16 protein-coding genes and 1 pseudogene are annotated in these 15,524 nt (G+C 64.9%); all 17 read right to left on the bottom strand.

Annotated features, from left to right (window positions below):
- Nucleotides 1–2,662: 2,662 nt before the first annotated feature.
- The coding region (locus ASF77_RS11335; RefSeq protein ID WP_229445393.1) for a hypothetical protein at nt 2,663–3,103 on the bottom strand (441 nt) is incomplete at its 3' end.
- A complete protein-coding gene (locus tag ASF77_RS11330) occupies nt 3,103–3,483 on the bottom strand; it encodes a hypothetical protein (protein WP_056339124.1) in 381 nt (126 codons plus the stop codon). The genes ASF77_RS11335 and ASF77_RS11330, both read right to left, overlap by 1 nt.
- 539 nt (nt 3,484–4,022) lie before the next feature.
- Nucleotides 4,023–4,469, bottom strand: coding sequence for a hypothetical protein (locus tag ASF77_RS11320; protein WP_056339120.1), 447 nt, complete (start codon nt 4,467–4,469; stop codon nt 4,023–4,025).
- Between the two features lie 62 nt (nt 4,470–4,531).
- A complete protein-coding gene (locus tag ASF77_RS11315) occupies nt 4,532–7,507 on the bottom strand; it encodes a phage tail tape measure protein (RefSeq protein ID WP_056339118.1) in 2,976 nt (991 codons plus the stop codon).
- A 46-nt stretch (nt 7,508–7,553) separates the two neighbouring features.
- A complete protein-coding gene (locus ASF77_RS11310; protein WP_056339116.1) occupies nt 7,554–7,826 on the bottom strand; it encodes a hypothetical protein in 273 nt (90 codons plus the stop codon).
- A gap of 17 nt (nt 7,827–7,843) precedes the next feature.
- Complete coding sequence (locus tag ASF77_RS11305) at nt 7,844–8,254, bottom strand: hypothetical protein (protein WP_056339114.1); 411 nt, start codon at nt 8,252–8,254, stop codon at nt 7,844–7,846.
- A gap of 2 nt (nt 8,255–8,256) precedes the next feature.
- Entirely contained in the window at nt 8,257–8,892 is a 636-nt protein-coding gene (locus tag ASF77_RS11300; RefSeq protein WP_056339112.1) for a phage tail tube protein, read from the bottom strand.
- Nucleotides 8,893–9,057: 165 nt separating this feature from the next.
- Complete coding sequence (locus ASF77_RS11295; RefSeq protein ID WP_056339110.1) at nt 9,058–9,408, bottom strand: DUF3168 domain-containing protein; 351 nt, start codon at nt 9,406–9,408, stop codon at nt 9,058–9,060.
- Nucleotides 9,405–9,854 carry an HK97-gp10 family putative phage morphogenesis protein gene (locus tag ASF77_RS11290; protein ID WP_056339109.1) on the bottom strand — a complete coding sequence of 150 codons (450 nt, stop codon included), beginning with the start codon at nt 9,852–9,854 and terminating at the stop codon, nt 9,405–9,407. Before ASF77_RS11290 ends, ASF77_RS11295 begins: the two co-directional genes overlap by 4 nt.
- Before the next feature lie 4 nt (nt 9,855–9,858).
- The gene (locus ASF77_RS24905) at nt 9,859–10,197 is read right to left on the bottom strand and encodes a phage head closure protein (protein WP_229445392.1); all 339 of its coding nucleotides are present in this window, start codon (nt 10,195–10,197) and stop codon (nt 9,859–9,861) included.
- 181 nt (nt 10,198–10,378) lie between these two features.
- A partial coding sequence (locus ASF77_RS25260; protein WP_373961846.1) for a hypothetical protein occupies nt 10,379–10,824 on the bottom strand: 446 nt, incomplete at its 3' end.
- 41 nt (nt 10,825–10,865) lie between these two features.
- Entirely contained in the window at nt 10,866–12,476 is a 1,611-nt protein-coding gene (locus ASF77_RS11280) for a hypothetical protein (protein ID WP_156648855.1), read from the bottom strand.
- A gap of 3 nt (nt 12,477–12,479) precedes the next feature.
- Complete coding sequence (locus ASF77_RS25110; RefSeq protein WP_267875197.1) at nt 12,480–12,611, bottom strand: hypothetical protein; 132 nt, start codon at nt 12,609–12,611, stop codon at nt 12,480–12,482.
- 265 nt (nt 12,612–12,876) lie between these two features.
- Entirely contained in the window at nt 12,877–13,158 is a 282-nt protein-coding gene (locus ASF77_RS11275) for a hypothetical protein (protein WP_056339102.1), read from the bottom strand.
- A 1,091-nt stretch (nt 13,159–14,249) separates the two neighbouring features.
- A complete protein-coding gene (locus ASF77_RS11260; RefSeq protein WP_056339095.1) occupies nt 14,250–14,432 on the bottom strand; it encodes a hypothetical protein in 183 nt (60 codons plus the stop codon).
- A 3-nt stretch (nt 14,433–14,435) separates the two neighbouring features.
- Nucleotides 14,436–14,594: a hypothetical protein gene (locus ASF77_RS24275; RefSeq protein WP_156648854.1), complete on the bottom strand. Its 159-nt coding sequence runs from the start codon at nt 14,592–14,594 to the stop codon at nt 14,436–14,438.
- Between the two features lie 53 nt (nt 14,595–14,647).
- Nucleotides 14,648–15,518 (bottom strand): annotated as a pseudogene (locus ASF77_RS11255) (phage major capsid protein).
- Nucleotides 15,519–15,524: the final 6 nt, after the last annotated feature.

Genomic DNA, 15,524 nt, shown 5'->3' with positions numbered 1-15,524 from the left:
GCCAGTGGCGAACGTATAGGTGCAGGCTGCCGAGGGCTTCGCCGGCGCCGTCGCGCTGGCCGTGCGCTGGTACAGCGTGATCGTCGCGCTGTTCAGCCCAGGCGTGCCAGCGCCGCCGTCGTACGCCAGCACGACCGCGCCCGACCATTCGCCAGACGCGATCGTGTCCGTGGTACCGGCGGCGCTCGCGCTGGCCGACGTCACGTACAGCGGGTTTCCGTCCGACGCTGGGATGGTCTTCTGCCAGCCATTCAGCAGCGACGCGGTCGTGATGCTGCCCGTCGTGAAATCATAGTTCACCGCGCCTGGCGTGCCGCTCGGCGCCGTCGCCTTCCGCTGGTAGGCAAAGACGCGCGCGTTGCTGTAGCCCGCCGGCCCCTGGCCCGACGCCGCCGGAGCATAGNCGGCATGCCGCCCTGGCGCTTGCGGTCGCCCGCTTGCGCCGCGCCTGGCGTGCCGCTCGGCGCCGTCGCCTTCCGCTGGTAGGCAAAGACGCGCGCGTTGCTGTAGCCCGCCGGCCCCTGGCCCGACGCCGCCGGAGCATAGCCGATGTTGACCACGTCCGCCTGCCCCCAGTCGAACGGCGACAGCACGTCGCTGATGTCGGAGATGGCCACCACGGCAGCCCACAGCGTCACGTCGCCGCCGCTGGGAGCCGTCGGCTCGGTTAGGCTCCAGCCAGCTGGCGCCGCCCCGAAGGTACCTGTCGGCCAGTCGTAGCTTGCCGCACCCGCCGGCGTCGCCGGTTTGTCGGCCGCGTACATATAGACCGTTGCCANCAGCTGGCGCCGCCCCGAAGGTACCTGTCGGCCAGTCGTAGCTTGCCGCACCCGCCGGCGTCGCCGGTTTGTCGGCCGCGTACATATAGACCGTTGCCATAGCGGTAAACAGCTCGACCTGGTACACGGTCGCCACCTGCTGGGAGCGCGTGTTCAGGTACGGATTCCAGACGCGCGCGCGCACCAGGTAGAAGAAGCCCGGCGTGATCGGCGAAAGGTACGCCTGTGTCTCGGTGGCTGCGACGGTGGTGCGAGTCCAGGCCTCGGACGAGATGGCGCGCCACTCGATCTCGACCTGCTGCCCGACAGGATTGGCCAGCGCCGGCCACGACACCAGGATGCGCGGCACGGTCGAGCCGTCCGCCTGGCGCAGCAGCGCGGCCTCGCCTGACGCGCACGAGATCGACGCCAGCGGGTCGATCTTCCACGGATCGGGCAGATCGCTGTTCGGCGTGCTGTCGATGACCGTCGCATCCGCGTAATCCCAGATGCTCGCGTCGTCCTCCTTCAGGGTGAGCTGCACGGCCGAGTTCGGCGCGTACGCCTTGTCGGTGATGCGGAACACCTTGTTGGTCTGGCCGAACACCTTGCTCGTGAACGTGACGCGCTGGCCCACCTTTAGCGGCCAGGCCTTCAGGCTGAACTCCGCCTTGATGGTGTAGCCGTTGCGCTGATCCTCGGTGAAGATGCGCGCCAAGTTGGTCACGCGCTGCAGCGATTCCGTGAACGGGAAATCGATGTTCGTGTACAGGTCGCGGCCGTCGTTCTCGCGGTAGACCGCGTTCTGGTACGGCTTGAAGTCCGTCTGGACGTACTTGTTTTCCGGCCCGATGTACTGGCCCTTCACGCCGTTGTAGACGCTCGCGTCCGACACACCCGGCGTGATCGACAGGCTGCCGACGATGTCCTCCTGCTGGAGCGCCATCACCGGGGCGATGTACTTGCCCGCGTAGATGTCCCAGGTGGTCGCGACCAGGCCGCCGGCCATGGCCTGGGTCATCGACTCGAGCACGCCTGCCTGGCCCTGGTCGGACGTAACCGTGCCGTTGATCGTGTAGCGCGCACCGCCGGTCGGCGACGCCTCGTCGCACACGTTCGCCGCGGCGATGAATTGCGCCGTCGGCAGGTCGGCAGCAGGCACGCCGCACAGGGGCGACGTCAGGTAGTCGCGGATCACCAGCGCCGGATTCTGCGACCACCGGGTCTGGCCGTCGCGCGGGTCGTACAGCTTGCGGCCGCGGATGACAGCATGGATCGGCACCAGGCCACCCTGGAACTCCTGGTGATTCAGATCCAGGGTGATCACGGTGTAGCACAGACCGCGCAGCACGGCCGTGGACGGCCACTGATCGCCCACCATCGAGCGCAGGTAGGTGTCGGCCACGTCGCTGGCGCCGCCCAGGTGCTTCCGAACGCGGACGACAGGGTTTGTCGCCGCCGGCGTGGTCGACTGGTCGACCGTGTCGGACATCTTGCTGCGCACATCGCGCTCGTAGGTGACCGTGACCGGGCCGTCCTGGGCNGGGTTTGTCGCCGCCGGCGTGGTCGACTGGTCGACCGTGTCGGACATCTTGCTGCGCACATCGCGCTCGTAGGTGACCGTGACCGGGCCGTCCTGGGCGATGTTCACGGTGCGGCCGACGACGTTGTTCACGGTCACAGGCTGCATGCCCGCGCCGCTGCCGGCGAACACCCAGACCGAACCGGCGCGCGGGAAGTAGGACAGCGTAAAGCTCGGGCCGACCTTCTGCTCCTCCTCGATGTCACGGTTTGGTTGGACGGCGAAGCGGCCGGACGTCGGGTCGCCGGATGCATCCAGAGACTCGACCAGCACGTTGTTGACCCAAACTTCCTCGATCGCGTCGCACTCGTGCATCGCGTGNCTTCTGCTCCTCCTCGATGTCGCGGTTTGGTTGGACGGCGAAGCGGCCGGACGTCGGGTCGCCGGATGCATCCAGAGACTCGACCAGCACGTTGTTGACCCAAACTTCCTCGATCGCGTCGCACTCGTGCATCGCGTGTACGCACACCAGGTGGCGGAACTGATCCTTGTCGCCGGTCGTGAACATCGCCACGACGTCGGCGCCCACCTTGGCCCGGCCGTAGATGTAGCGGTGCGGCGCCTCGGTGGCCACACTTGTGACCATGCGATCCTTCATCGCCGTATTGACGGCCGTGCCTGCGGCGGCGCGCTCGGCCTTCCTGGCCTGGGCGGCGCCGTAGATGGCGGTGCCGGCGCTGATGATGACGGAGGCGACGGTCACATAGGCGGCAGTGATCGACATGCCCGCCCACGCGGCAAACGCTGCGACTGCTGGTGGCATTAGGCTTCTTCCTTTTGAATTTGGTGGCTCCAGGCATACGCCGCTTCGAGCCGATCCTTGAACACGAGCCCTTCCTCGCCGACCGAGACCACGTGCGCTCCGCTGAACAGGTACGCGGTGCCGCGAATAATCGCTAAGTCGCCGTCGACGGCGCGGTGGGGATTAATAGGGGCCAACTGCTGGTCAAAGAGCAGATCGAGGCCGCCGGCCTTCGCGACCTTGCGCGCGGCTTCGATCGCACTCCCCCAGGGCTTGTACGGGCCGAGGAAATCCCGGCCGGTCGTCTGCTCCAGCCAGCCGACGGCGAATAGCACGCAGTCGTGCTTCCCCCATTCGAATGGGCGACCCAGGTGGCCTGTGATGTAGTCGTGGAGTTTCATCGCTGCTTCTGGAACCAGGCGGACAGCCAGACGGTCGGCTTGGCGACCAGGTCGTTGAGGTAGCGTGGAGTTTCATCGCTGCTTCTGGAACCAGGCGGACAGCCAGACGGTCGGCTTGGCGACCAGGTCGTTGAGGTAGTCGAGGCCGGTGTCCGTCGGATTGACTTTCTTATGCTGCGCCGCATTCAGGCGCATCGCCGGGCGGCGCTTCAATCCATAGGCGCTCGTCTCGCACCGGAGCGTGATCGACCCGGACTCATCGTTCACGCCGACGTTGAGCGTGTCCATCACTCNCGCCGGGCGGCGCTTCAATCCATAGGCGCTCGTCTCGCACCGGAGCGTGATCGACCCGGACTCATCGTTCACGCCGACGTTGAGCGTGTCCATCACTCCCGACCAGCACTGCTCCGGCGTGCCGACCATCTGGAAGTCCTCGTTGAGGGGGCACATGTACATCTTGGCCGCCCGCCCGCGGTATTCCTCGACCGAGCCCACGGCCAGCGACAGCCAGGCCGGCTGGGCGGAGTTGATCGTGAAGTTCAGCGGCCGAGACGCTCTTCCGATCTCTCGCACCGGAGCGTGATCGACCCGGACTCATCGTTCACGCCGACGTTGAGCGTGTCCATCACTCCCGACCAGCACTGCTCCGGCGTGCCGACCATCTGGAAGTCCTCGTTGAGCGGGCACATGTACATCTTGGCCGCCCGCCCGCGGTATTCCTCGACCGAGCCCACGGCCAGCGACAGCCAGGCCGGCTGGGCGGAGTTGATCGTGAAGTTCAGCGGCCGAGATTCAAGGCCGTCCGATTCCTCGACTGTGCCGATCGAGCCGAGAGTGCCGACGCCTGACCACTCGAAGCCACCCCACACCAGCGGAATGTTCGCGGTCGAGAGGCGCGATGTGGCGGAGCCGAACTGGAATTCGACAAAGTAGACGGTGCGCGTGACCGGCTTAGCCAGCTCCGCGTTCTGCGCTGCAGTGGTCATCGGTTCCTGATCTCAAAAAGAAGAGGCCCCTGCGTGAGGGCCCGGGGGTGATTGGTGAGACTTTACGGTCGCCAGTCTTCCAGCAAGCTGATGCTCATGCCCCTGACGATGCCGCCTGGCTCATGCTCCCAGCCTGCCTTCGATTCGGTGCGGCGGAACAGCGCCTTTGGCCGATCCCACGTAACCGCGGCGCCGGCCGAGAGCGCACTGCGCAGCGCGGGCTCGAAGCTGACCGTGATGACGCCAGACGCATTCGAGGTGGCGTCGGCCGTGACCATCACCACCTGCTGCGTCAGGCCGGCGCCGAAGCCGAGCAGGTCGCCGGCCAGCAGCGTCTTGCTCGCCTGGCCGGACGCCGTGACCGTCATCGACGTGGCGCCCTGGGCGGTCGCGCCCGCCGTCATCGCTCCGCGCATCGTGCCGCGAGGGACAGGTCGGCCAAAGTTCCACAGGGCTAGCTGGTTCGTCCGGCCGCGCAGCTGCATCATCAGCACCTGCCACAGCTCGGTGCGTTTCAGGCTGGCCGTGATCGTCGTCTCCCAAAGCGGCGCACTGCCCTCGATGGCCTGGGCGCCGAAGACCGACCGGAACTCAGCGTCCATGCGGCGCTGGCCCCAGCTCTGGCTGGCCACCGAGAGGCCGGTTGGTACGTTGATAATTGCCATCAGATCTTTCCTGCCCTGCTGAGCTTGTCGACCGATCAGCCTGCGGTTCTCGGCCATGTCGGTCTTCCCGTCGATGTTGATGTGGATGGTCTGGGTGAGCTGGCCGCCGAATCCGCCGGCGCCGCCGCGCGCGGCCAAGCCGCGGATTACTTCAGCTTGGGCACGCGGCAGGATCATTTCCTTGGCGTGCGTCTGAACGACAGGGTTCACCCCTTCGGGGATGTCGTATCCACCAGCTGCCGACGCCTCAGCAAGTCCCAGACCAGCCGTCATCGCCGCGCTCGAGTAACCGAGTGCTTTGATCGTGCTTGCCAGTCCGAGGCCTGCGACCGGGCCGAGACCGATGGGCGGAAGCGCCAGGGCGGAGGCGGCTGCGACGTTTGTTTGCATGATGATTTGTGCGACCGCGATCGCCTTGCTGGCCAAAAATGCAGCCTTGCCGAGGGCCGTTTGTTCCAGACCAGCCTGCTTGAGCATCGCATACATCTGGTCGGCTACACCGCCGGCCTGTTGCATCACCTGCATGTCGAGCATCATCTTCTGGTCAGCCCGACGCTGATCCATATCCGCCAGCACTGCCTCATGCCGGGCTGTCTCGGCCTCGATCATTGCGTTCGCCTGGGCCACGTTCTCAAGCTTCGCGGCGCCGAAATTGCGAATTGCTTCGAGCCTGGCGTCGTGCGCGAACTGCTCGGCTTCGATCTCGCTCATCAGGCTCATGCGGATCTGCTCGACGTTTGCCGCGTTCTGCTCCGCCTCGCGTTTCGCATCGTCTTCGAATTTCTGGAGCGCGTCCTGCTGGCTGGTGCGCAATCCCTCTGCTGCTTTCTTCGCGTCGATGTTTTTCTGATACGCGACCGCCTCGTCCTTGTAGACTTGAGGCATTTTTTCGTACTGCAGCTGGTACTTCAGCAGCTCGGCGCCAGACAACCCAAAGGCCTCATCCTGCAGCTTTAGCCCGGCTACCAGCTTTGCGCCTGCCTTGACTTGCTTGTCCGCTTCCGTTTCCTTCGGCGCGGTCGGCGGCAACTTCGGCGCCGCTGGTTTGTCAGTACCGACAAGCGCCTGCGTCCGGTACAGACCATCGATCTGGCTCTGAATTTCCTTCTTGGCCGCTTCCGAAGTGGTTGGGGCATTCTGCTTCGCCGTCAGAATGGCGATCTCGGCGCCGTAAAGGCCCTTCATGTTTGCGACGTACTCGGCTTGCGCCGCGACGCGTCCGGCGTTTGCGTCCTTCAGCGAGATCAGCCCCTCGCCTTGATACTTGTTCAGCATCTGATTGCGGGCGGCGAGTACCTCGCGCTCCTCCCCCATCATCCGTTCGGCAGTCGCGAACGGGACAGCAAACCGGTCTTTCGCTCCGCCGCTTCGGATCTCGCCTCGCAGTACCTGGTAGTCGCCGCGAGAGTTCGCCAGATCCTCCTCGGCTTCGGTGCTGATCTGGCGGAATCCCTTGAAGTCCAGTTTCGACAGGGCCTCGGCCTTCGCAGCCGCTGCACCCAGTTTGATACCCCACTGGTCGAAGACGAACGCGCCGGTTACCGCGACGCCTGTCAGGCCGGTGAGGGCCCCTGACAATTTGCTGCTCCAGGAGTGCAGGTCGTTCGCCCTTTCGGACGTCTCGAGCATGGCGTTCGCCACGCTCTGCAGGACAGGCAGCATCTCGGCGGACAGCTGGTTGATGAAGCCGCGCTGCTGGATCGCCAGCTTGCCCATCGTGTCGTTAAAGTTGTCAGCAGCGTTCGACAGGTCTGCGGTAGCGAAGCTGTAGCGCTTTGCATACTCGATGTTCTCGCGCATGGCGTCGCCGCCGTCGTTCAGCAGCGGGATCATATCGGCGCCCGCCTTGCCGAACAGGCGCAGCGCGAGTGCCGCCTTTTCCGGCCCATCCTGATACTTGGCGAACTGGTCGGCCACCTCCGCCATGATGACGTCGGCTTTCTTCAGGTTCCCCTCAGCGTCCTTGACGGAAATGCCCAGTGCCTTGAACGCCTCGGCTGCTTCACCATTCCCGCCTGCAGCCTCAGTGATCGACTTGTTCAGCTTGCCGGCCGCCGATGCCATCGCTTCCAGGCTGCCGCCGGCCTGGCCAGACGCGAAGCCGAGGCCGTTCAGCTCCTCGACAGCGAGGCCCGTCTTCTGCGACATGTCACGCAGGTTATCAGCTGCATCGATCGAGCCTTTGATGATCATGGCGAAGCCGCCCACCGACGCGCCGATGCCGAGCGCCTGCAATCCGCCCTTGACGGTCTCAAGAGCGCCGTTGATGCGATTCATCGCCTGCTCGGTCGTCTGTGAGGCCCGCCCCATGTCGCTGACGAACCTGGCGATGTTCGCCTCCAGTGAGACGGTCAATGCCCCGAGCTGTGACATGCTTACTCCATTTGAAGCCCGCGACTTGTGCGGGCATGTTGAAACGTTATTTCGGCGGCACCCCGAAAAGCTGGGCCCGTATCAGGTTCGACTGCGCCTCTGCATCGTCGAGCAGGATCGGCGCGTCTTCGTCGCTCTCGCGCGCCGCGCGCCACGGGATGAAGTCGTCCGGCGTGAACGGCTTCGGCCGAGTCTTAGAATCTCGATTTAGGTTCGCGTGCAAGGCCAGGGCAGCCCCGTGCCGCTCGTCCGCAACAACCTCACCGAAGGGCTCCAGCCTGTAATAGGCCTGCCATTCGGTGAACTCGGCCGAAGTCATCTCGGCCTGCAGCTGCGTTACGGTTCTTCCGAGTGCGAGGGCGAGCCTGAACCAGAATCGTCGCTCTGGCTGCTCGCGGAGTTTTTTTCCGCACTTGCCATCGCTTGGGCGCCGAAGCCATTGAGGCGCATCGACACGGCTGCCGGAATATCGATCGAGCCTGCGCTCTTGGCTTCCAGCGCTTCGAGGTCGTCCAGGGTGAACACGCGCACGCCGGCTTCGTCGATGCAGGTCAGGGCCAACAAGGCTGATGCAAAACGAACCGGAGGGATTCCGTCTTCGAACTGAGCCGCCATCTGGCGAAACTCGTCGCGCTCGGCTCCGGTCATCATGCGCACGCGCACCGTGCCGCCCCAAGCGGCGACTTCCACGTCCTCGTGCTTCAGGTCTTCGGCCCCGAGGATTGCCGATTTGTTGAGCAGACCCATGGTTATGCCCAGCTCACAGGGCCGGAAATCTTCGTGTCGACCTTGCCCTTCAGGACGGCATTGACGCCGCCGCCGGTCGGCATGGTCTTCACGAGGGCGCTGAATGAGGCGACGCTACCGTCCGGCAGGGTCAGCTTGAACGGCGTGATCGCGCCGCTGGTGCGTGCCGCGCGCAGGGCAATCTGGCCGACGTCGGTCTTCAGGGTCTTGATCTCGAAACCGAACTTGCCCTCGTCCTTAATGCCCGACACGAACTCTTTCGCGGTCGAGTCCAGGTCGGTGGTGTCGAGTTCGTCGGCGGCGCCGTCGAAGCCGTCGAACGACAGCAGGCCGTTGATCTTCGTGTAGGTCTGCGGGGTCGCGGTGCCGCCGGAGGTGTAGGTCAGACCGGTGGTATCCGCGTCCAGCAGCGCGAAGGTGTTGGCGGTCTTGTTGGCGACGACGCGCTGCGTGCCGTTGAGGAGCGCGCCCATCGTGCCGACAACCGAAGCCAGGACGACGACGTCGCCGTTGTTCAGGCCATGGGCGTTGCTGGTCACGATGGCCGGGAAGCCGACCGAAATCGCGGTGATGGTCTTGGCGCCGCCGGTACCGGTGGCCATGTGCAGGGTGCTGCCTTGTGCGGAGATTCCGGACATTGTGTTTCCTTTTGACGAAAAAAATNGCGGTGATGGTCTTGGCGCCGCCGGTACCGGTGGCCATGTGCAGGGTGCTGCCTTGTGCGGAGATTCCGGACATTGTGTTTCCTTTTGACGAAAAAAATGACCGCTCATGGCGGCCGGCGTGGGTGGGTGATGCGGTTTTTACTGGTGGATCGTGGCGATGTCGAGCATCGTGCGGTGCAGCTTCACTTCTGGCTCGTAGCTGTCCAGCTCGAGCTGGACAACGTTTGAGATGTGCCAGGTCTTGAGGGCGGCCTTAACCGCTGCGGCCCGCGCGTCGACGTCGCCGGCGGCGCCGTAGATGTCGAGTTGGATCCGGGTCTCGCTCTCGTTGTCGGTGCCGCCGTTCTCGTCGAGCGTGAGGCCTTCGACGCTGGCAACCCGGGCGAACACCGCGTAGGGCGCCTGCACTTCGTCCGGCGCCACGCCGCGGTAAGCGCGGCCGTCCATGATCGGGTCGACCAAGGCGAGGAAGGCAGCCAGGATGGTCATTGGCCCCTCCCCAGGTCAGCAGCGTGCGCTTGAATACGCTCGTCGAGTTTCTCACCAATCGCTTCGACAGCGGCCACCTTTTTGGCCTCGAAGGCCGGTCGCATGAAAGGCTGGGCCGGCATCTTCGCAGTGCCGAACTCGACGAATTTCCAATAGAAGCTGTCCTTGTCGACGTTGCGCGCCTTGCCGGAGAGCCGGGACTTTTTGCCGCCCCGGGTATAGACGGAGTAGCTGGCCGTGACCAGCTCGCCGCCGCGAACTTCACGCTCACGCTTGATCTGAATGTCTCGCTTCATCTCGCCCGTATCGACCGGAGCCAGATTGCGCGCCTCATTTCGGATCAATGCCGCGCCTGCGCTGGTCGCTGCGCGCAGCCCGTTCTTCGCCAGCCGCGGTCCGAGCTTCTTCAGGTTTTCGGCCAGCTCCTTAAAGCCTTCAACGTTCATAGTGTCAGCCACGGCCCACCCCTTTTTTGCACATCAACTTGAGCGCCCTGCCTTGCTGGTCGAGCACCGCCTCGATGTCGTAGACGTCGGCGCCGTGCACGACGCGCATAGCCGGGACGATCCCGGCGCGGTGCCGTATCTCGATCTCGGTCTGGACGGCGTTCTGCGTGCCGCCGGCTACCACGTACTGGCGGCCGGTCAAATCGCGGATGCCCGCCCAGATCTTGCCGTCGCTGGTCGTGATCACGTTCGCCCATACCTCGGTCGGCGCGCCGCTGGCGTCCTTGCCGGCAACCAGCTGTTGCAGCGCGACGCGCTTGTTCAGTCGAGCTGCGATCGTCATAGGCCGGGCACCCACAGGCCGTCGAGCAGCCGATCCAGGTACTCGACATTGAACGGCTTGCCCACCGACGAGCCGGCGCCTGTCGAGCTTTCGAATTGCACCTGTAACTTCGCCAGGATGTACATCTGTACTTCCTGCGGAACGGTATCGGCGCCTGGCCCATATCCGGCCGTGTATTCGNGTCGAGCTTTCGAATTGCACCTGTAACTTCGCCAGGATGTACATCTGTACTTCCTGCGGAACGGTATCGGCGCCTGGCCCATATCCGGCCGTGTATTCGACCGTGACCGCATTGACGTGCCCCTCCGTCGCCGGCCAGGTTTTCCCACGCGCAGGCACGATGTAGGCCGGCACCGTGACCTTGTCGACGTAATAGTCGGCTGGGTCGAGCGTACGCTCTACGCCGTCGGGATCCAGGAAGCGAACCGCCTCGACGCTGAACGTCGGCGCGCTGAGCTTGATCGCATCAGGGAAGGCGTCCAGTGTGATGCGCATGCCGCGGTTGACGAAAGCGCGGTGGGTCTGCTTTTCGGCCTCGGCCGTGATACCGGCAATCCAGATCCCGATCATCATGTCGAGGGACGTATCGTCCTCGTCGATGCGCAAGGCCTGCTTGGCAATAGCCATTGTTACAGCCAGCGCCGCGGGCGCCGACGTTTTTACTCTGCTCATCGGTATGCTTTCTCTATTGCTGCTGGCCGGGCGCCGCCGACTTGTGCCGGCCGGGCCTGGGACTCAATGCGACGTGGGGTATAACCGGAACCAGCCGGAGCGCTGGCGTATCGAATGCCCACCCCTAAGCTGCCAAGGATCGCCATCCGTTGCTGCGCGACGCCGGACAGCCGCACTGTGGTAAGCAGCGCGCCGGCCGCGCTGGCGCGGGCCACTACGGTGCCGGAAAGGATGATTCCCGTTTCCAGCGCGCCGCTGACGAGCGCTCGTAAGGTTACCGATCCTTCCAGCGCGACTGCTGACCCCGCCAAGCTCCCGGCGACACTCGTCCTGCATGCCGCCGTGCCGGCCAGGCTGATACCAGTGAACAGTGCGCCCGCGGCGGTCACCGTCGAAACCGCGGCGCCTGACAGCAACACTCCGGTTTCGGCCAGCGCGCCGGTGGTGCTCACCTGCGCAACAGCGGTACCCGCCAGCGTGATCGAGGTCGCCAGCTCGCCCGAGAGGTTCGTGCGCAACAGCGCTGCGCCTTCGAGCGTAGCCGCCCCGGCAGCCAGGGCACCGGTCGTAGTGACCCGTGCAACGGCATTGCCGCTGAGAGGAATTGACGTCAGAAGCGCGCCAGTTGTGGTGGCCCGTAATGCCGCACCTCCGGATAGCTGGATTGCGGTCGACAACACGCCACCGGCGGCAACTCTCACCGCAGCTGCGCCGGCCAAGGTGGTATCGGCCGCTGGCTGGCTCGCCCCATTGCCCAACATCGGTTCCGGCGTGCGCTCGAGCGCGGCTGGGTCGAAAACAGCAACTTCCTCGCCTGGCGTGATGCGATTCCACGCCAACGCATAGAAGATCAAGCCGTCCCAGCTGCGCGCCATGTCCGAGGCGCGATTGCCGATGGTCATCGGCGTGGCCGCGGCGTCGTTCAGCGTGCCATTGATGACCGTGCCGAACACGGTCTGCACGCCGTTCACCCAGGCGTTGATGATCGAAACGCCGTTGGCGTATTCGTGGGTCACGCGCATCAGCGTGCCATTGATGACCGTGCCGAACACGGTCTGCACGCCGTTCACCCAGGCGTTGATGATCGAAACGCCGTTGGCGTATTCGTGGGTCACGCGCACGCGCAGCAGCACGCCGGTCGCACTCGTGCCCGGAATGGAAACGGTCTGCTCGGCGCCTCCTGCGTAGAACGAATAAACGATGGCGCCCAGCGTRCTCCACCAGTTGAAGAACTGGCCTGCGCTGCCGTTCGTCTTATCGAACAGACGGCCCAGATTGCCGCCGCCGGCGCCGTTGCGAATRAMCTCGGTTTCGACAGTGCGTCCAGCGGCCGGGAAGGCGCCGGCCAGCACGGTGGTCATGCGGTCGGCAGTGGTGCCAGTGCCGAAAGTGGAACCGAAACCGCCAGCAAGTCCCGTCAGGCCAGGCGTCGGTTTAACGCCAGCTACCGTTGGAAGCCGACCCGATACGGGGTCGTAGCCGCGCTCGATGCCGGGCCGGATCGACAGCACCAGGTCGCGGGCGAACAGGCTGCTCCAGTCGACCGGCGAGCGCGCGTGCGGACGCTGTGGCGCTCGGCCTCGCCTCGATTGCGTGATCGCGCCCATGGATTAAGACGCCAGTTTATCGGTGCGCGGGGTGACTTTCAGCGTCCAACCGGCGGAAAGCTGCTGCCCCGTTCCGCTGTTGTAGACGTAGTAATCGGCGCGCCTCGGTAGGCCGAACGCTTCCAGCAACAGCACCTGCTCTCCGGTCACGTTGTTGACGGGGAAGGAGCCGATATAGCGCGTGGGGCGCGAGGCCTCCGGGACGTCCGTATCCTTCGTGCCGTCGACGTCGAGCGGGCGGGCGTACAGAGGGCGAAGTCGGCGTCTGGGAAGCCGGCGCCGTCCGTCTCAACCGAATAGGTCGCCGCTGCTGCCTGGACGACAGCGCTGTTGGCGATAGCCAGGCCGGCTGACTCCAGTACTTTAACGGTGGTTCCCCACACGGTGATGCGTTCGCCGCTCATAGGGCCATCCTTCCTTCGACTTCGTTCAATGTGCGCGACACGACCTCGACCTGCAGTGGATCGGCGACCACGCCAACCATCAACAGCTTGTCCAGATCCGCTGCGTATTCGACCATTTCGTCCTTGAGGCGCGCCAGCTGTGCACGGCCCGCAGGTATGCCCAGATCGAGTACCCCCCGCCGTACAGGGTCGAAGCCCCAGTAGACGTTGCGATCAGTAGCGCCCAGCACCTCGACCGCGTCGAGGAAGGCGCCACCGCGAGTACCGAAGACCACCATTGAACAGCCGCGTCACCGTCCTGTTCGTGCTGATGGTGGGCGAGGGCCTCGGCCTGCTCCTGTTCGCCAACGCCGACGGCGTGGTGGTGATGAAGGCGGGGCCGAATTCCTTGNCAGATCGAGTACCCCCCGCCGTACAGGGTCGAAGCCCCAGTAGACGTTGCGATCAGTAGCGCCCAGCACCTCGACCGCGTCGAGGAAGGCGCCACCGCGAGTACCGAAGACCACCATGACGGTGCCGGAGCCGATTTGCGTCGGGCCGTGCTTCTTGCGGCCAGCCGACAGCATCATCGCGATCGCTGTATCGTTGCGCATCGCGACGAGCGGATCGAGCTTGCCCGCATCGTCTTCCGTCAGCGGGCGCCCAGCCAGCGCTGTCAGCGCNCATCATCGCGATCGCTGTATCGTTGCGCATCGCGACGAGCGGATCGAGCTTGCCCGCATCGTCTTCCGTCAGCGGGCGCCCAGCCAGCGCTGTCAGCGCTTCAATGTGCGCCTGGGTCAGCATGATTAGTTGTCCACCTGAATGGTCAGCGCGCCAGCGGGGAACGAAGGTGCCGGGTCGCCGTTGTTGATCGTCTTCGGCGTGCCCAACGCCGCGTAGAACAGCTCGACACCTCCGGTCAGCGAATCGTGCACGCCGAAGCCGACGACCTGTCCCCAGGATGCACTCGGCGCGGGGAAGGTGATGGCGTTGTTGTTCGACGTGGTGCCGCTGGAGCCGCTCGATACCGTGGTGCTGCCCGCACCCTGGGTGCCAGCCCAGTTCGCCAGGGCCGATGGAACAGCTACGCGCGCGTAGCCGCCGCCCGATACCTCGGCGCCCTGGGCGGCGTCGGAGTCCGCCGCCGTCTTCAGGCTAATGAACACTTGCGACGGGCCCGAGCCTGCGCCGGCAGACGCGCCGGCCAGACCGAGGGCCTGACCGCGCAGCAGCCAATCGATGTACTTATTTTCAAANAATGAACACTTGCGACGGGCCCGAGCCTGCGCCGGCAGACGCGCCGGCCAGACCGAGGGCCTGACCGCGCAGCAGCCAATCGATGTACTTATTTTCAAAATTGTCGCTTGCTGCGGCCATGGAATCCTCGCTATTTATTCAGGTTCAGCCGTGCGCAGATCAGCGCGACCAGCTGGGAATCGGTGCGGCCAGCGACTTCGTCTGGGTAGACGATGACGCGGCCGCGGGTGGTTTGCACCGGGTACATGACAGCACCCGGCTCGGCCGCCCACGCGCGCAACTCCGTGAGCAGCGCGGTGGTGGCCGGGCCCATCGCTTACTTCAGCGATTCGGCGTACTTCACCGCCGCCGGCGCCGCGTCGACGACGCCTTCCAAGCCCTTCACTTCCGCTGGGTCGATCTCGACCACGTCGTTGCACTTGCCCAGCTCGCAGTCGATCAGGACGCGCGCCTTCACTTTTTTGGCTTCTGCCATGTTGTTCTCCTGATGAGGTTACGGCGGCCGAYCATGCCGGCCGCCGATTACGRTTAGGTTGCCGAGTGCTGGAACACCTTGATGGCGTTCGGATCCAGCAGGTTGCCGCCGGCGCGCGCCCAGCCCAGGAAGCCGACTTGGCCCTTCGAGGCGAAGGCCGAATCGTCGAAGCGGAACAGGATCAGGTCGAGCACGTCGCGGATCATGTACTTCGAGAAGTCGCCATAGCCCAGGGATGCCCGACTTGATGCCGGCTTCGTACGCTTCAGCCCAGATCGGGCGGCCAGAGCCGTCCTTCAGCTTGCGGACCGTCTTGCGGGTCTGCTGGTGCATCATGAAGCGGCAGGTGCCAGCGTCCTTGTAGGCCTGGTCGATCGATTCCTGCAGGTCGACCAGGTCTTCCCAGGTCGGCGCGGTCGCGGTGCCCGTGGCGCCCGCCTTGCCGACGCTGGCAGCAGGCACGAAGCCCATCGGCTGGCCGGAGCCGGTACCGACGGTGAAGCCCTTGTTCATCGTGCGGCCCAGACGATCGCGCTGGCGTTTGTTGACCATCGCGATCACGTCGATCGAGCTGTCCTGCAACAGTTCGAACGGGATGGTGATGATCTTCGTGCTGGCCTTGAACGCGTTCAGGCCGACGGTGCCGAAGCTMGGGTCAGCTGCCGACGCCTGGGCGTTCTCAGCGATCCACTCGCCCTCTTCCGAGGTGCCGTCCGAAGTCGGATAGCCCAGCGGGTTGCCCTGGGCGGTGGTRATGCTGCCGGCCACGCCGCGCATGCCGCCGTAGGCCTTCAGGGTTTCGATCAGYTGCTTGGCGACGTCGGTCTGGACGGTGTAGCCGCCCTGCGAGCCGGTACCGGTCGACATCGTGTTGCGAACTTGCTGCAGTTCCTCGGTCGACAGGGCCGACGGGCCGAAGCGCACCAGCTT

Origin of the sequence: Massilia sp. Leaf139, from assembly GCF_001424165.1 — a bacterium.
Taxonomy (GTDB): domain Bacteria; phylum Pseudomonadota; class Gammaproteobacteria; order Burkholderiales; family Burkholderiaceae_D; genus Telluria.
The sequence above is the reverse complement of the archived record's forward strand: the minus strand, read 5'-3'. Positions and strand labels throughout refer to the sequence as shown.